Source organism: Adhaeretor mobilis (assembly GCF_007741515.1).
GTDB classification, from domain to species: domain Bacteria; phylum Planctomycetota; class Planctomycetia; order Pirellulales; family Lacipirellulaceae; genus Adhaeretor; species Adhaeretor mobilis.
Genome location: NZ_CP036263.1, coordinates 3,318,804 through 3,334,245 on the forward strand (window position 1 = coordinate 3,318,804; position 15,442 = coordinate 3,334,245).

At 54.9% G+C, this 15,442-nt stretch carries 13 protein-coding genes; 10 read left to right on the top strand and 3 right to left on the bottom strand.

Annotated features, from left to right (window positions below; translation table 11 throughout):
- The first annotated feature begins 253 nt into the window (after positions 1-253).
- On the top strand, positions 254-2,467 hold the full coding sequence (locus HG15A2_RS13090; protein ID WP_145060664.1) for a serine/threonine-protein kinase: 2,214 nt from the start codon (positions 254-256) through the stop codon (positions 2,465-2,467).
- A 33-nt stretch (positions 2,468-2,500) separates the two neighbouring features.
- Here HG15A2_RS13090 and HG15A2_RS13095 read toward each other — a convergent pair whose 3' ends face one another.
- Entirely contained in the window at positions 2,501-5,545 is a 3,045-nt protein-coding gene (locus tag HG15A2_RS13095; RefSeq protein ID WP_218931941.1) for a DUF1559 domain-containing protein, read from the bottom strand.
- 199 nt (positions 5,546-5,744) lie between these two features.
- Positions 5,745-6,377 carry an ECF-type sigma factor gene (locus tag HG15A2_RS13100; protein ID WP_145060666.1) on the bottom strand — a complete coding sequence of 211 codons (633 nt, stop codon included), beginning with the start codon at positions 6,375-6,377 and terminating at the stop codon, positions 5,745-5,747.
- Positions 6,378-6,468: 91 nt separating this feature from the next.
- On the opposite strand from HG15A2_RS13100, the gene HG15A2_RS13105 reads away from it, so the two are divergent.
- From HG15A2_RS13105 to HG15A2_RS13135, 7 genes are all read left to right on the top strand, one after another.
- Entirely contained in the window at positions 6,469-7,470 is a 1,002-nt protein-coding gene (locus HG15A2_RS13105; RefSeq protein ID WP_145060667.1) for a hypothetical protein, read from the top strand.
- A 562-nt stretch (positions 7,471-8,032) separates the two neighbouring features.
- The gene (locus tag HG15A2_RS13110) at positions 8,033-8,281 is read left to right on the top strand and encodes a hypothetical protein (protein ID WP_145060668.1); all 249 of its coding nucleotides are present in this window, start codon (positions 8,033-8,035) and stop codon (positions 8,279-8,281) included.
- An 8-nt stretch (positions 8,282-8,289) separates the two neighbouring features.
- Positions 8,290-8,877: a YrhB domain-containing protein gene (locus HG15A2_RS13115; protein WP_145060669.1), complete on the top strand. Its 588-nt coding sequence runs from the start codon at positions 8,290-8,292 to the stop codon at positions 8,875-8,877.
- A 30-nt stretch (positions 8,878-8,907) separates the two neighbouring features.
- Positions 8,908-9,156, top strand: a complete 249-nt coding sequence (locus tag HG15A2_RS13120; RefSeq protein ID WP_145060670.1) for a hypothetical protein — start codon at positions 8,908-8,910, stop codon at positions 9,154-9,156.
- Positions 9,157-9,627: 471 nt separating this feature from the next.
- Entirely contained in the window at positions 9,628-11,205 is a 1,578-nt protein-coding gene (locus HG15A2_RS13125) for a PEP-CTERM sorting domain-containing protein (RefSeq protein WP_145060671.1), read from the top strand.
- Between the two features lie 604 nt (positions 11,206-11,809).
- The gene (locus tag HG15A2_RS13130; RefSeq protein ID WP_145060672.1) at positions 11,810-13,189 is read left to right on the top strand and encodes an outer membrane protein assembly factor BamB family protein; all 1,380 of its coding nucleotides are present in this window, start codon (positions 11,810-11,812) and stop codon (positions 13,187-13,189) included.
- Between the two features lie 28 nt (positions 13,190-13,217).
- Positions 13,218-13,556, top strand: a complete 339-nt coding sequence (locus HG15A2_RS13135) for a glycoside hydrolase N-terminal domain-containing protein (RefSeq protein WP_246117723.1) — start codon at positions 13,218-13,220, stop codon at positions 13,554-13,556.
- A 15-nt stretch (positions 13,557-13,571) separates the two neighbouring features.
- On the opposite strand, the gene HG15A2_RS13140 is transcribed toward HG15A2_RS13135, so the two are convergent.
- The gene (locus tag HG15A2_RS13140) at positions 13,572-13,793 is read right to left on the bottom strand and encodes an integrase core domain-containing protein (RefSeq protein WP_391483899.1); all 222 of its coding nucleotides are present in this window, start codon (positions 13,791-13,793) and stop codon (positions 13,572-13,574) included.
- Positions 13,794-13,860: 67 nt separating this feature from the next.
- Between HG15A2_RS13140 and HG15A2_RS13145 the strand changes: the two genes are divergently transcribed.
- Complete coding sequence (locus tag HG15A2_RS13145; RefSeq protein WP_145060673.1) at positions 13,861-14,460, top strand: glycoside hydrolase family 95-like protein; 600 nt, start codon at positions 13,861-13,863, stop codon at positions 14,458-14,460.
- A 105-nt stretch (positions 14,461-14,565) separates the two neighbouring features.
- A complete protein-coding gene (locus HG15A2_RS13150) occupies positions 14,566-15,366 on the top strand; it encodes a DUF2817 domain-containing protein (protein WP_145060674.1) in 801 nt (266 codons plus the stop codon).
- Positions 15,367-15,442: the final 76 nt, after the last annotated feature.

Below are 15,442 nucleotides of genomic sequence, written 5' to 3' on the forward strand. Positions count from 1 at the left end.
GTTTTGGGTATCGACGCCGTTTTTTCTATCGCAGAAGCAAGAGTTGGAAAATGGCAACACCGCGACGAGCTCGATGTTATGAGGCTCACGAGCCAAGTCGAGAGAAGCTACTAAAAGGATGCGATCCTCTTCTGATGATTGGATCGGTTTGAATGGGGAGGCCAGAATCACGTACGCTCTACCAACATGTGCGGCTGGGGCGTAAACTGAACGCTTAGCAATCCGACAGCACCCGTAGGCTTTTCGCGATCTGATGATTCCGCCAGAACTCGAAGCGGAGATAGACGACTGCTGCGACCGGTACGAAGCAATCTGGGTTGCAGGCGATCGGCCGAGCTTGACGGAATTTCTTGCTGATGCCTCAGAGGGCGCACGCGCCTACCTGCTGGGGGAACTCGTCGCGCTCGAGAGGTACTACCGGCGAGACAACACCGGTGAGTCGATATCCGTAGGTAAGCTGGCGAGTATCTACCCTACGCTTGCAGAGGAATTGGATGAACTGCAACCCCTGCTAGGTTCAGCGATTACGCCGGACCGTCGCACTGATAACAATGCTGCCCTCAGCGATGTCGCCCTAGCAGGCGACACAACTGCTGGCGAATCCTATGCTTCTCACGGACTGCATGTGCGCTGCCCGCACTGCAGCAATCCGATGGAGATCGTGGCCGACGCGCCGTTAGAAGATGTTACTTGCCACACGTGCGGCAGCACCTTTAACTTGGTCGATAGGGAAGGTCCCACCGAAGCCGCAACAACGCTACGCCAACTCGGCCGCTTCAACCTTATCTCACGACTTGGCGTAGGTGGATTCGGTACGGTTTGGAAAGCGCGCGACTCGGAACTCGACCGATTTGTGGCGATCAAGATTCCTCGCAAAGGTCAACTCACACCGGACGATGTCGAGCAATTTTTTCGCGAAGCACGAGCGGCCGCTCAACTCTATCATCCCAACATTGTCTCCGTCTACGAAGTCGGGCGAGAAGAAGACACGGTATTTATTGTAGGCGACTACGTCCGTGGCGTGGCTTTGTCAGACTTTCTCACCGGTCAAAAGCCAAGTAGTAGAGAAATTGCTGAGATGGCAATTGCGATCGCCGGGGCGCTCCAACACGCACACGATCAGGGTGTCATCCATCGCGACCTCAAACCATCGAACATTATGATCGACGAAAACGGAACACCGTTGATCATGGATTTCGGCCTCGCCAAGCGCGATGTGGGCGAAATTACGATGACGGTCGATGGGCAAATCATGGGCACACCAGGCTATATGTCACCCGAGCAGGCGCGTGGCCAAAGCCATTGGACCGATCGGCGAAGCGACATTTACTCCTTAGGCACCGTCTTGTTTCGGATGATGACCGGCGAACTACCCTTTCGTGGCAATGCTCGGATGCAGTTGCACCATAAGCTGACAAACGATCCGCCAGACCCGCGAAAACTCGACGCGACCATTCCGCGTGATCTTGCAACCATCTGCCTGAAGTGCATCCAGAGAGATCCGAACCATCGCTATCCCAACGCTCGTGATGTCGCGCAGGAACTCCAGCGATTTCTCAACAACGAACCGATCGTCGCCCGACCCCTCTCGGCGATTGCTCGTCTGTGGCGTTGGTCTTGCCGCAAACCGGCTTTGGCCACGGCTTGTCTACTTGGGTTTCTGACAGCGATTGGCGGTCCGATCGTGGCTTGGCAACAGCACCTGCTTGTGCGACAAGAACGCGTGTTGCGACAGACAGAGGAGAAACGATTTGCCGAGCGCGAAGAATTGTTACGTAGCCAACAGGACGAAACCGATAGAAAAGCGTCTGAGCTTGCTGCTCTCGAGAAGGAGTTGAATGCGCTAAGTGGCGGCAGTTCGGGGATTGCCAAGCAATTGCCGGGCTGGAGAGTAAGCCTGATCAAGGACCTCGTCGCAGCCCGTCAAGGTGAGATGACGGCTGAACTCGCCGAAGAGCAGCCTGTTACACGCGCAGCAATTCGAGCCGGGCTTGGGCTTGGGATACTACTCTCAGAATTAGGACGCCGCGACGAAGCCCTCAAAGTCTTCGAAACAACTCAAAAACGAATCGAGAAGCTCTCCCAATCACCCGAGGAAGAGTCACTCGGCAAAGATGACGAACTCATTGACGCCCATGCAGACTGCTGGCAACGAATCGCTCAACTTCAGCATCTCCAAGACAACGACTCAGCAGCACGCGACTCACTCGATCAAGCGATCGTCTTGCGACAGCAATTATCGAATCGCAAAGAATCGAACGTCGGGCAACAAGTCCGCTTGCTGGAGACAACGATGCAGAAAACCGCTGCCAGCAGTATCGCAACCACGGAGCAGCACGCTGCGATGCAAAAGGTGCCGCCAGTGGTTGACCGAATCAATCGGGAATGGCCAACTTCGCCAGAGGAATTTTATCGCCTAGCGTGCCAGTTAACGAAAAACGATGTCCTGCTTGACGAAGAGGAATAGTTCGACCAGCAGTTCTCTTGTCGAATAGGCGGCCTACGGGCCAGCTTCTCCACAATTTCGGGTCGCCATGTTTCGCAGAACCGTAAAATCGGTATCCTCAGCAAAGAATTGTGCCCGACCATCGGCCAGCGCGAAGTGAGCGCCGCCCGGGTGGTGACTACCGAAGAGGAGATCATTGCCGTTGAGTTTGCGTTTATCCGTCGGGACCGTTTGATCGCGCACCCAGTAACCCACCCGTTCTAGATTGGCATTAACGGGATAGCGAAGATTCTTGATCGAAGCGGCGCATATCAGATTCGCCGAGCTGCCACCCCAGAAAGCACCGTGGGTCCAAACTTCGACTTGGTAGATTCGCTCGCCGAAGGTGAGCGTGTGACTGGTACCGTCGGTAATGTCAGAGACAGTCGTGGCACTATCATAGACTAGCACTCCGTCGATAAACAGATCACCGCAGTCTTTATCCTCTAGGTCGAGAACTCCGTCTCCGCTTCCGCCACCAGCGACACCGACATAGTTCGTGCCGTTACGAGTTCTTCCGTCGGTGTTTGGAGCTTCGGAAGATGGACAATGAAACATGTCGACTACGTGAATTGCCTGGTTATGCCCATCGATGCCTACCCCCCCGTCAGAGTCGGGATTGATGCGATCATAGAGTTCGCCTTGTTCGATGAAAGGCAGGAGCAAAACTTGCCAGCTCACGCTATTCACGAATGGTTGTCTATGGGAACGCGCACCGGCTGGGAATGCGCCGTGCTGACTCTCGTAACTGTGCAACGCAGTCTCGAGCTGATGGCAATTGTTTAAACAAGTGGTACGCCTAGCTGCTTCGCGGGCGGCTTGAACTGCTGGGAGTAGTAGTCCAATCAGGACGCTGATGATCGCAATGACCACCAAGAGCTCGATAAGCGTGAATCCGGCCCGCTGAGTACGTGCTTGCGAAGTTCGCCGACGCTTCAAAAGTAGCGTGCAACCAGCAGTTAGGAGTAAACAACAGGTCGAAGGTTCCGGTACGGCGAAGCTGGCAAGGATAATTTCAGCAACTTCTGCAGATGACAACGGGCTGTTTTGTCCGACTTCGTCAGAGAAATCGGAGATGTCGCCGAAGTCGACGCGGCCATTACCATCCATATCGGCAACAATGTGATATGTGGCATAGAGAGCGGCGTTGTACCCTTCGTTGTCGCGCAGTGCGAAAGCGAATTGAGTGATGTCGTCCGTGTCGACCGTGCCACTTAGGTCCATGTCGCCAACAAGCGCGCCGATGACTGTCATCGCGGTTGTGCTGTACTCGGGCCAGAGGATGATATCGCCCATCCGTGCTGCTTCGACATTCGCAAAGACCGTATTGTCCAAATCTCCACTCATCAGGACCGTAAATTGATCGCCTGCAGATGGTGTATATCCGTCAATGGCAGCTATCTGCAGCGTACCGTCAAGCGCCGCGTCGCCAGAGACCACAATCATGTCATGTGGATTGCCGGCGACACCTGAAATTTCGATGACGGTCTCGGCGTCAGACTGCAACTCCAGGTCGCCATCGATCTCGATCAGACCAGGGGAAAACCCAGGACTCAGCACTGCCGGATTCGCACTTGGGAACCCATCGCCAACGACAACGTTGCCGGTGATCAGTCCGTTACCCGTTAGCTGACCTCCTGCGTTCACTGACAGCTGCGGTGTCTCGACGCGCCCAAGATTGAGTTGCAGATTTCCACCCGCTGCAACGTTCGTAGAATCAGCGGCCATGATTTTGGCTTCGAAGCCTACTTCGAGCGTGCCGTCTTGGACATCGACCGTGGAGAACTCGCTTTGATTCAAGAAGGTGACTCTCGCAGCTCCATTCTTAACCAACGGCGCATTGCCGCGAATCGCACCGGGCCCAGACAGCTGATAATCTTGCACGTGGTTATTAAAGTTCACACTACCTGGCCTCACGTCTTGAGTGACATTCACTTCGAAGTTGGTTGCTGAATCGTCAAAATGCACGCAATCGAGATCGAAGAAGAGGTCATCTTCGCCCTGCCAATTGGCAGTCTCGCCGATGTCCCAAGCAGTATTGGTGTTTCCTTCCCAGGTCAGATTGGCCTTCAAGCCGCTCACTCCTAGCAAGATCTCTCCCGGAGCGGTCGTGTCGATAGTCATGTTAAGCCGTGTTGAATGCACAGGCAGTAGACTGCCAGCTTGGCTATTGAGTACTCCGGAATAGGAAATCAGAGGATAAAATCCAGCTGCCATCTGATTGTCGATAGGCGTGACCAGCACGTGGTGATTCCCTGCTATTTCTACGTCCCCATCGACTTGAATGAAATCGTTGCCGCTAAACCCCGCTGCGGGATCTGCGGACAAATCAAACTGAAGTCCCCCGGTCGGCGCTTGCTGAGCCCCGTCGAGCTTGAGCGATCCCTCGATCGCCAAGGTTCCGACTCCATCGCCTGGGCGCACGAGGCTGGTGTTCGGCACACGCAGCTCGTTGGCACGAACAACACCGCCACCAACCAGCGTCTGCCCTGCTGCTAAAGGATAGCTGGCTTGGCTCGCGACTTCCCAACTTGCGCCCTCACGTACAATCACGGGACCATTGCTAATTGCCGTTGTCGGCCCCAGGGCGAGGTTACCTGCCGTGATTATCGTAGGGCCGAAATAGTTAACGTTTCCATCCAAGAAGAGTGTTCCCTCACCCACTTTTTCGAGTCCATCGTTTCCCACGAGGCCCGTCTGAATGGAAGCAAACGGAGCTGAACCATCAACGAAGACCGTCGGAGGTATGCCAAACATGCCTGTGTCGAGGTTCAGGTCCTGTAAACCTTGGATCGTAACCGAGCCAGGGCCTAGGAATTGGATTTCGCCCACGGTGATCGGCGCTTCAATGATCGCCACATTGAGCGAGGGACCTGCCTGCGCGCCAAACTGTGCAATGTCCCCGCTGCCGTCAGGTACGCCCGCAGACCAATTACTCGAATCGCTCCACACACCTGGCGATGGGGAAATCCACTCACTTTGCGCGGCGCACCGCTCAATCCCGAGAACACCATTGACTCCCATAGCAGTCAAAACAATGAGGTGATGGATTCGTAACATTGAGGACGCTGTCCAGTACTCGGAAATAACCATTGATGTCAAATTGACTGACCTAGCCAGTCGCATGTTGCTTCATGTACGTAGCGTTGGCTGCAGGAAGCTACGCAACAATTGACATCTCACCGTTGGGACGCATTGCCCGACAGTAATTCTAACAATTTTTTGGGTGATGTATGAAATCCGCTTCAAGCTGCTGCTATTACTCGACTTCGGTATCCCTGCCGGGTCCGATCTTGCTCAGCCACAGGTTACGAATTCGGTTCAATTTTCTTTCGACGGTCCGTTCGGTCACCCCCAGTTCGTCCGCTATCTCGGCATTTTGAAACCCTTCGAGTTTCTTTCTCGCAACGGATCGCAAGACATCGTCCGGCAAAGCATCAAATAGTCGTAATCGCTCCTCTTCGAGTGTTGCCAAGTAGGCCGGCGTCAGGTCATCGGCCATCACCTCCGCTAGTCCTAGCATCGATGCGTCTTCGGCATTCAAAAATACCGACTCACCTCGCACTCGCCCGCCGCCACGTTTTTGACGAAGTTCGTGCCGGCGTTGGTTGATTGCCTTGCGTGACGTAATTTTTGCTAAAAGAGGCCAAAGGTTGGTTCGATCACGCAGCTCAGGGAAGCGCCCCTCACTTACCCCTGCAAAAAAACAGTGCAGCACGCTCAACGCCACGTCCTCTTCGTCCGCTGAACGACGTGGCGCATTGCCCAACTTGAAGCGAGCCAAGCCAACGAGACGCTGGAAATATCGTTCCCAAATCTCGCGTTGCGCTTGGTCGTCGTCCTGTAGTTTGAGGTTGGCAATCCAGAGAGTGATAGAATGATCGCTACTCATTGCGAAAAAGATGCTCAACGATGGAATCAACGGCCAGAGTTAGTACAATTAGAGCAGATCAACCCTATCGATTCAGAAAATTTTTAGGCTGATGATGAAATCAACAGCACGCCCCCCTAAGGCGATCATGGCTTCGTCCATGACTTTGCCGGCCGTAGCGAAGTCTGGATTGTTAGCGTGCATTCTGCTAGCGCCAGGCTTAAGTCGTGCAGCCACACTTGTTTACCTCTCTGCAGACGGTGCTGGTCAAAGCGCCGCTCCCGTCTCGCCGCAGGAAACATTGGAGTTTCTACCTGCTGGTGGGTCGTTTCATATTTGGGTTGAGCCAGATGCGCTACTGACCGGCATTAGTCTCGATGTTGATAAGAGTGGCTCGGCGATCCGCTTTACAGGTTCAACCATCTACAACCCCTCGGTAGGAGCCGACACGCGTTGGCTACCGGGATTGATTCGTGATGGATCTGTAACCGATGCAGAAGTCAGTCGCATCGAAGGTGGAGCACTCGCTCCTCTCGTAGGATTCGGTACAGGCATCGGCCCCACCACCAGCAGTAGCGATCCATTTTACGAATCGACTGGCGGCTTCCTTTTCGCGACCATTGACTTCACCGTGATCGACCCCGATGAAACATCGACAGCTTCCTTGTCGATCGGACATAACTTGATGAGCGACTCGTCGGGTCTCGCATCAGAATCAATCTACCTGGGCCCCTCTGATGGTCCTGTAACCAACTCCGTAGGAGCCACGGGGACCGTGGTCGATTTGAATTTCGTTGCCAGGGCGCTACACCCGTCTGATTTCGACACGGATGGAGATGTCGATGGCATCGATTTTCTGATTTGGCAGCTCGGTTTTGGAATCACCAGTGGTGCCACTCGCAGCCAAGGCGACGCGGACGATGACGGAAAAGTCGATTCCACAGATCTTGGGCTCTGGCAAACGCAGTTCGGCACCGTGCCAACCCCAGCGATCGCTAGTTCTGTTGCCGTTCCCGAAGCAACGACTCTCTACCTGGCGATAGCCGGATTGAGCGTCCTCCTGGCGACGCTTGGGCGATGTCGCTCTCAACGCTGCTCTCGACATCGTTGTTAGCGGGTACCACCGACAGTCCTTCGCGTTGTACTCTGCACTTCTGACGCAAACCACGAAGGATTGTCGGTGTGCGCAGCACGGGAGGTTCATTCGGTTGGTAACTTGTCAGACCTCCTGTCGCAGGCGTCACCGACAACTATGCGAATGACGTTGACCAAGTGGCAGCGCTCACCGCGCATGGCTGTCGGTGCTACCCTGCTTTGGGTTAGCCATGCGAGCTGGTGGCTTCATCGACCGACAGATCGGAAAGCCGGTCCCAAGTGCATTCGGACGATAAAGTTGAGGGAGTTTCGAGATTTCCGCAAAATGCACAGGACTGGTACGCCGACGCACTTACGGGACATTCTCAAAGCTGCCTCTGCCAATGAATCTGAGGCAGTTTCGGGTGAAATGCTTAGATGCTAAGGTGGGTCACTCATTTGTACTTAGCGGACCTCTGCTAGAATGCGTTAAACGGTGAATCCGACACTAGGTTTGGCAGGCTTGAAGAGTCACTGTTCAACGACGCCTAGAAGATTAAGAAGGCCTGCAACAAAGGCGGCCCAAACCCAATCGTGCCCGTATGACCAGCTCGCTCAAAACCGTCATCATTCCTGCGATTCCTGATGCGTCTTTTGAACTCGCGACAGAACTTAAAACTCGACTTGGGTGGCTAGACGATGCCGAAGAAGTGCAAGCGATTCTCGGTCGCGGTTCGCACACAAAGGTGATAGAGCATCTCCGCCCAGAATACCTGGCCGAAGTGACTGCGGTCTTGGAGTCGCTCGAACTTGAGTATCGAGTCTACAATGACAGCGAAGCTCCGTCATAGATGACCGGATGACGATGAGAACTGGCGGTGGCGACATGAAACTCCACGAAGCACGCAGAGCGGTAGAGGCCTATCTCGAAAGTCTCGGGTCTGTCGAGATATCCGGTGAGTTGGCCATCCTCGACGAGCACACACTGGAAGTGGCTTGCGGTTGGGTATTCTTCTACCAGTCGAAGCGATTCTTGCAAACGAATGAAATCGGAGACGCTTTGGCCGGCAATGCTCCGATTTTGGTCGATTCCCGCGATGACTCTATGCACATCACGGGAACAGCACGGCGGGTCGACTACTACGTACAGAACTACCTAGACACCGGAGACACCCACGTTGAAGCAGTGCCGGTCTTAGTGCTGTCGGGTTGGAGAGTGGGAGCTAAGAAGGTCTCTGCGACACGGCTGTTGAATCGTGAGACCAACCTAGGCTTGAAGCGGTCAAAGCAGTGCATTGACCACGCGTTGGAAGGTGTAGCGACTAGGTTGCAGCTCTCAGATTTTGGCGAGGCGGAGAGAATACGAGCATCACTCGATGAGCTTGGATGGGATGTCTCGGTCGAGCGGGATGCACCAAACGGCGAGAGCATCGACGCGTCGGCATGAAACTTTGGACGTAGAGCAACGGGCAAAACAATGGCAATGCTACTGCTGGGGCGGTCGAAGTGCTCTATCTGCGGCTCTGTGTTGGCCGAGGGCGACGATATTGTTGCAACCACGCACTTCATTGCAGACGAGAACGACCCGCTATGGCAGTATTCAGATTCCGGCATGCATCGGCATTGTTACGAAGAATGGGAACACAGAGACGAGTTCACTGCCCGCTATCGCACTACGATGGGACCGATGTATCCAGGGTCTCACTATGAAATGTGGCCCGATTAGGCCACCGCTAACCTGCTCAGGAGGCGTCGTCCTAAGTGCTGAATTGCCCGGTGCATCCTGCCTCCGCGTGAAACGCCGAGGGCAGTTACGGACTGAAGCTAACCCGCGTCGGCGTACCAGTCCTGTGCACTTTAGGGATGTGCCTTCGTGCGTTCGGCGTGAAACGCCGACGCCCGGTGCCCTCGTCTCGGCCAGCGCCAGAAATGCACAGATCTTGCCAGTGAGAAGCACTGGCACGGCCCGGGCTGCGCAGCCCCTCTCGACATCCAAAGTCGAAACCGCAAACGCCGCTCAAACGTGAACTCTCAAACGGCGATTAGGGCACCCCGGTGTGCGACTTGAGCATTTCCAAGACTTTTCCAGTTTTGCTGTCGGGCTCCATGGCGGCCTGTTGAGGTACGTAGTAGCAGGGCAGCTTTCGCCTTGCACCGCACTGTAGTTTTTAGGGCCTCAACCACAGGAGAAAGAGTCATGGACATCAAGAATCGAGTCAAGTCGTTGATGTGTGCCTATGGGGCACTGGCGATGCTGGCAGGCAATGCTTGGGCAACCCCCCCTACCTTTTCGGTCGATTTTCAGGGGCCGACAGCAGTCCCTCCGGGTGGCTCAGGACCGTACTCCGCAGCTGATATTTTGACGCCTGGTCTGGGCCCCGTGCCGGGTCTTGCGATACCCGCCGGGTTTGGGCCTGGCACGCTTGCCATCGCTGGTTTTGGTGTGAACTCACAAGACGAAGTCCGGGAGCTGGACGCATTATCCTACGGCCATGATGGTCATTTCTTTCCTGAAGACTTCTTCTCCCAGCCGCTGCATCCTGACCCTACTCATTTCCGACATTCGTGGTCGTTTTCTGTCGACGAGTTCGCTATAGGCAACGGTATGGGTGTCGGTCCTTCGGTCACGACTGAAGGTGCGTTCGGCGCAATGGAGGCTTCAGCCGATGTCTATCGCTCGCATACCATGCCGGGCGGCTTCGGACCCCTTGCTCCTGGGACAAACCTCGGCATCTATGACGGCAACGGTGCGCCTCCCTTTGGTGGTCCCACGCTCAATCTGGTTGAACCGAATCCGCCGTCGGTAGGTATTTTGCCTGACCATGGCGACAACTTGGACGCCTGGGATGGAGATACACCGATTTTCCAGAATGAATTTCCGCGTAACGTTTACTTCTCCCTGGATGCTGCATTTCCCGAACCGTTCGAGCCCGGACCACCGGTCAATACCGGCACAGCGATCGCGAATGGTTTTGTTGGTGGCGATGTGCTGGTCAGTGATTTGAGCGGTGCAGCACCCGGCCTGTTTGCTGATTCGCGCTTCTTAGGTCTCAACGGCGGTATGCCACACCAAGGCCCAAACGACTTTGATGCGGACGATCTGGACGCTCTAGTGCTTTGGAACAACGACAATCCCGAATACGATCCAGTCACCGGGCCCTATAGTTGGTTGGGTGGACCTGACGGAACGCAGCAGACCGACATGTTGCTGTTCTCGCTACGACGCAACTCAGCATTGTTAACAACACCGACGCTCGATGCACTCGGCTCCGGCATGGAAATCACCGAAGGCGACATTCTTGTGCCGGTTCTCGTCGGACCCGGCACATGGGCACCGGGGATTTTCATCAATGCTGAGGCGCTCGGCATCGATACGGTTCGCTCAGGTGGCGGAGCTTCGTGGGGCGTGCCGAACCCCCGCTACGAAGGCAAAGATATCTGGGACGACGAGCTGGATGCACTCGACGTGAACATGACCATGATCGACGTCCCGGTTCTCGACGCCAACTTCGACGACGATAGTGATGTGGACGGCACCGACTTCCTGACCTGGCAAACGAACTTTCCGACCCCGTTCGGAGCCACGAACGCCACCGGCGACGCCGACGGTGACAGCGATGTCGACCTAGCCGATCTTGGCATTTGGCATGCCCAGTACGGTATCACCCCAGCTCCGCTCCTCGCGGTTTCGTCAGCAGTTCCCGAGCCGAGTAGCCTGCTCATCGGTCTCTTTGGGATCGCGATGTTGACAGTGAGTCATCGAGGTCGCGAATAATCTTGGGAAATACTTCAACGAGAGAAAGCCTCGTACGCCTCGCGCGTGCGGGGCTCTTTCTATGAAATTGTTTCCGAAGGAATGACTGGGCGAATGAAGCACCTAATTAATTCCACTTTTGTGGCAAAGGGTCTCGTGGGGCGTGAGACGTAGAGAGGCGAAAGAACTCTGAGCTTGTGACACACTCGGAGTGGAGTTGGACTGCACGCCAGTGCGCACACTCTTGACTCTTTCTGCTGTTTGCAATCAACCGGCGAGGTAGCCTCTACCCGGATCGCGCTGCCACTCCAGGTAATCTGCCCCGTCAACTGTTGGTTGTGCGAGGGATCGCTGTCAGACTGGAGCCAGCGTGTCATTCAATCTGATAGTTCGATTCTCAACTCGTTCTTGCTTCCCGTTCCCAGCGTGAGGGCAAGTTCCGATGTGGTAGGATTGTTGCAACGTTCAGGTTTTCTGAGGGCACCAGTTCCATGCCCGCAGGTTCTCGAACAAAGGACTAATATACTGAATTGGTGAATTCCGTAAGCAACAGCCGTCTCGCCAATGAGGTCTCGCTGAAGTCTTCCGTGCAAGACTGCTCTCAACTAGACACAGGATTGTCAAAATGCATTTCCGTTTAAGGTGCCGTTTCTACGTGTACGTGCTGGCTTGTTGCTTGCTAACTGGCCCTGTGCTTCGCGCAGAGAATGGCGCTACACGCGACACGGTTTCCTCTACCGCGAGCGAACCTGGCGACTGGCCCCGTTGGCGTGGTCCCCGCTTCGATGGTATCTCTACGGAGACTGATTGGTCACACGATTGGCCCGAATCGGGCCCTCCCCAATTGTGGACGGCAGAAGTCGGCATTGGATTTAGCAGCTTTTCCGTGGCCGATGGCAAGCTCTACACAATGGGCTCCGTCGAAATTGAATCCTTCGAAGTTGAAGAAGCTGCTGCTGCGTCCGATAGTGCCGAGTCTGATCCTGATAATGTAAAGGGCAAGAAGCGGAAGCGATCGCCTCCGCGAGAGGACATCATTTGGCAACTCGACGCGACCAAGGGTGATGTGCTGTGGAAGCACACCTACCCAGCCAAACTAATAAACCGATTGCACGAAGGGGGACCTGCCGCAACACCAACCATTCATGACGGCCTCGGCTACACGGTTAGCAAAGAGGGCCACTTTGTTTGCTTCGACATAGAGAATGGCGAGCCGCAATGGACAAAAGACCTTGCCGTGGAATTGGGCGTCAAGATGCCAAACTGGGGCTTCTCTGGTTCTGCATTGATTGTCGAAGAGCTCGTGATCGTTGAAGCGGGCAGAACTGCTGCGTTTGATCGAACCACTGGAGCCCCAGTTTGGCAAACCGACGCATTTCGCCCCGGTTACAGCTCACCCGTCAAATTTACGCACCCTGAGTCTGGCAAAACGCTGGTAGCCTCGCTGAACAACGATTTTCTATTGATCGTCAACGCCCACAATGGCCATGAAGTTGCCAGGGCACCGTTTAAGACCTCGCATCCAACCAATTCCTGCACGCCAATAATCACCGGCGACACCCTATTTCTATCAAGCGGATACAATCGCGGCTGTACGCTCCTTCAACTCAAAGACGGCGAGTTAGCACGCATCTACGACAATCGCAACATGCGCAACCACATGAATAGTTGTGTGCTACATGAAGGCTCGTTGTTCGGATTCGATGGAAATACTCACAGTCGGCGGAATGGGACGATTCGCTGTATCGATCACGCAACCGGCGAACTGCGATGGAAAGAGCGTGGCTACGGCATAGGGTCGTTGCTGCTGGCGGGCGAGCGTATCATCGCACTCAGTGACGAGGGAGAGCTACTTGTCCTTAAGCCAACGCCTGAAAAGTTTGAATTGCTGGCTAGCTGTCAGGTCATCCAAGGAAAGTGCTGGACGCCGCCTGTTTTGTGTGAGGGCCTGCTGTACGTGCGAAATGCGACAGGCAAGTTGATTTGCATTGACTTGCGAAAATGACCGAACGATTCCACACGGAAGAGGGCCAATGACATCGCATCTGAGTAAACACTTTGGAGAGAAATTGCGAGTGAGCAAAGTAGTGACTGCATCCTTCATTCTACTCGCACCCCTCTGGGTGGGATGCCAGCACGATCTGGCGGTTGCGCAACAGAACAATGGATTGATCGCAGACGGACCGGGCAAGACTCTGAGGCTTTGGTACGACGAGCCTGCCCCGGACAGCGATGCCGGCTGGGTCAAGCGTTCCATCCCAATGGGCAATGGTTATATGGGGATCAACGTGTTCGGTGGCACGGCCAGCGAACGAATTCAGATCACCGAAAACAGCTTGTACTCCGGAGGGCGTGAGGTGGCCCAGACTTGACGGGCGCGTCATCCCTTAAGTCTGGCAGGTTGTCTCGAATCGGTTGGGTGACAGGTAATCTATCGAGGAATGTCGTCTCAGTGCGTTATAGTAGTTGATGGTTTCTTGGATTTCTCTGCGTGCTTCTTCATAGCTCTGGTAAGTTGCCATTTCTAATTCGGTCTTGAGGGTGCCAAAGCAAGATTCCATGAAGGCGTTGTCGTAGCAGTCTCCAGCCCGGCTCATGCTTTGCCGCATTTGAGCGCGGGATAGAATGGCTCGATATTCCTTGGCTGCGTACTGGCCGCCACGGTCCGAATGGTGAATGAGCCCGGTTGCCGGCTACCGAAGTGTCATAGCGAGAGGAAATTTTGAAGTCTCTGCACAGTGGGCCGGTGGCCAAGCCAGTCGCCTGGAGGTGCTGTCCAAAGTGGGTGCGCCCTTGACATTGAGATATCCCAATGTCGCCCAGGCCGTGATTCAGACGACAGCGGGTCAGCCCGTCAATTTCGTTGACCAAGGCCGTGACGAGGCCCGCATTCAGACGCTCGAGGGCCAGACTTATGTGGTCATCGACATCCCAGCCTACTGCCCTGTTGCCGCTCCCTCAAACCTCAAGATCAAGCGGAACGGACAGAGCGATCAGATCGATCTCTCCTGGTCAGGGAACGCCGATGCGGCGTCGTACAACCTGTACCGCGCGGTAGGCAACGCACCGAACTGTGAGTTGATCGCTTCAGGAATCAAAGACAGCAATTTCGTCTTCAACGCCTCCGACCTGAATCAGATCCAGCAGATGACATCAAAAAGTTACCGCAGTGCGGGCCGATGGGCGAGAGAGCAACGAAGGGGCTACGGTGATTTGGCTGCTGCCCTGACAAGGAGATGCGCCGCGAATCAGGAATATCAGAAGCAGAAGCGATGAAGAAACTGGTAAAGCAAGAATACGATCAATCAATGGACTCTGACTTGCCAGGGCCTTCAGTATCTCTATAACAGTAACTCACCAGCAACACCTCCAGGTTTGATCATGCAGTTTGAGATTCCATCGCTTCGCCGTAATAATTTACGTACGTTCATTGCGCCACTTTGGCTATCGATAGTGGTGGCCAACATTGGCTCGGGTTTCGCCGCCGGAGAACCTTCTGCTGTAGCTGAGCCGAATATCATAGAAGTCGGCAAGTCGTTCGAAGGTCGTCCAATCGAGTGCATCGTCTATGGGAAGGGGTCGGACGTGTTGCTAGTGATCGCCACAATCCACGGCGACGAAGATGCTGGCACGCCACTGATGAAACCATTCCAAGAGTGGCTAATAGCCAATCCGCAGGAACTTACCGGTAAGCAAGTGGTAATTGTCCCGGTGGCGAATCCAGACGGCTTTGCGGCGCAGAAGCGATTCAATGTTCGTGGCGTGGACTTGAACCGCAACTTCCCGGCAGGTAACTGGGAGCTGAAGAAGGTCAACCTGCACGGCGACACGCCGCTCTCCGAACCCGAGTCACGTGTGTTGATGCGGGTGGTCTGTCGATACTTTCCAAGTCGTGTGATTAGCATTCACCAACCGATCAACTGCATCGACTACGACGGCCCCGGCGAGGAACTGGCCAAGGTAATGGCAGAAAAATGCCCGCTGAAGGTCAAGAAACTGGGTGGCCGCCCCGGCTCTTTCGGCTCTTTCGTCGGCGAGTCACTAGGCAAACCGATTATCACGCTGGAAATGCCAAAGGACGAAACCGAAGACCCCGACGAGCTGTGGCAACGATACGGCGAAGCGCTGATTGCCGCGCTGCGCTGGGAACCGAAAGAAGAACTTACGCCTGAGCAACCGTGAGCAGCCGTGAGCAGCGAGCCCGAGCAAAGACCGACGACCCGAAGAGTTACCTACCAACTTCAAATGTAGGTATGTC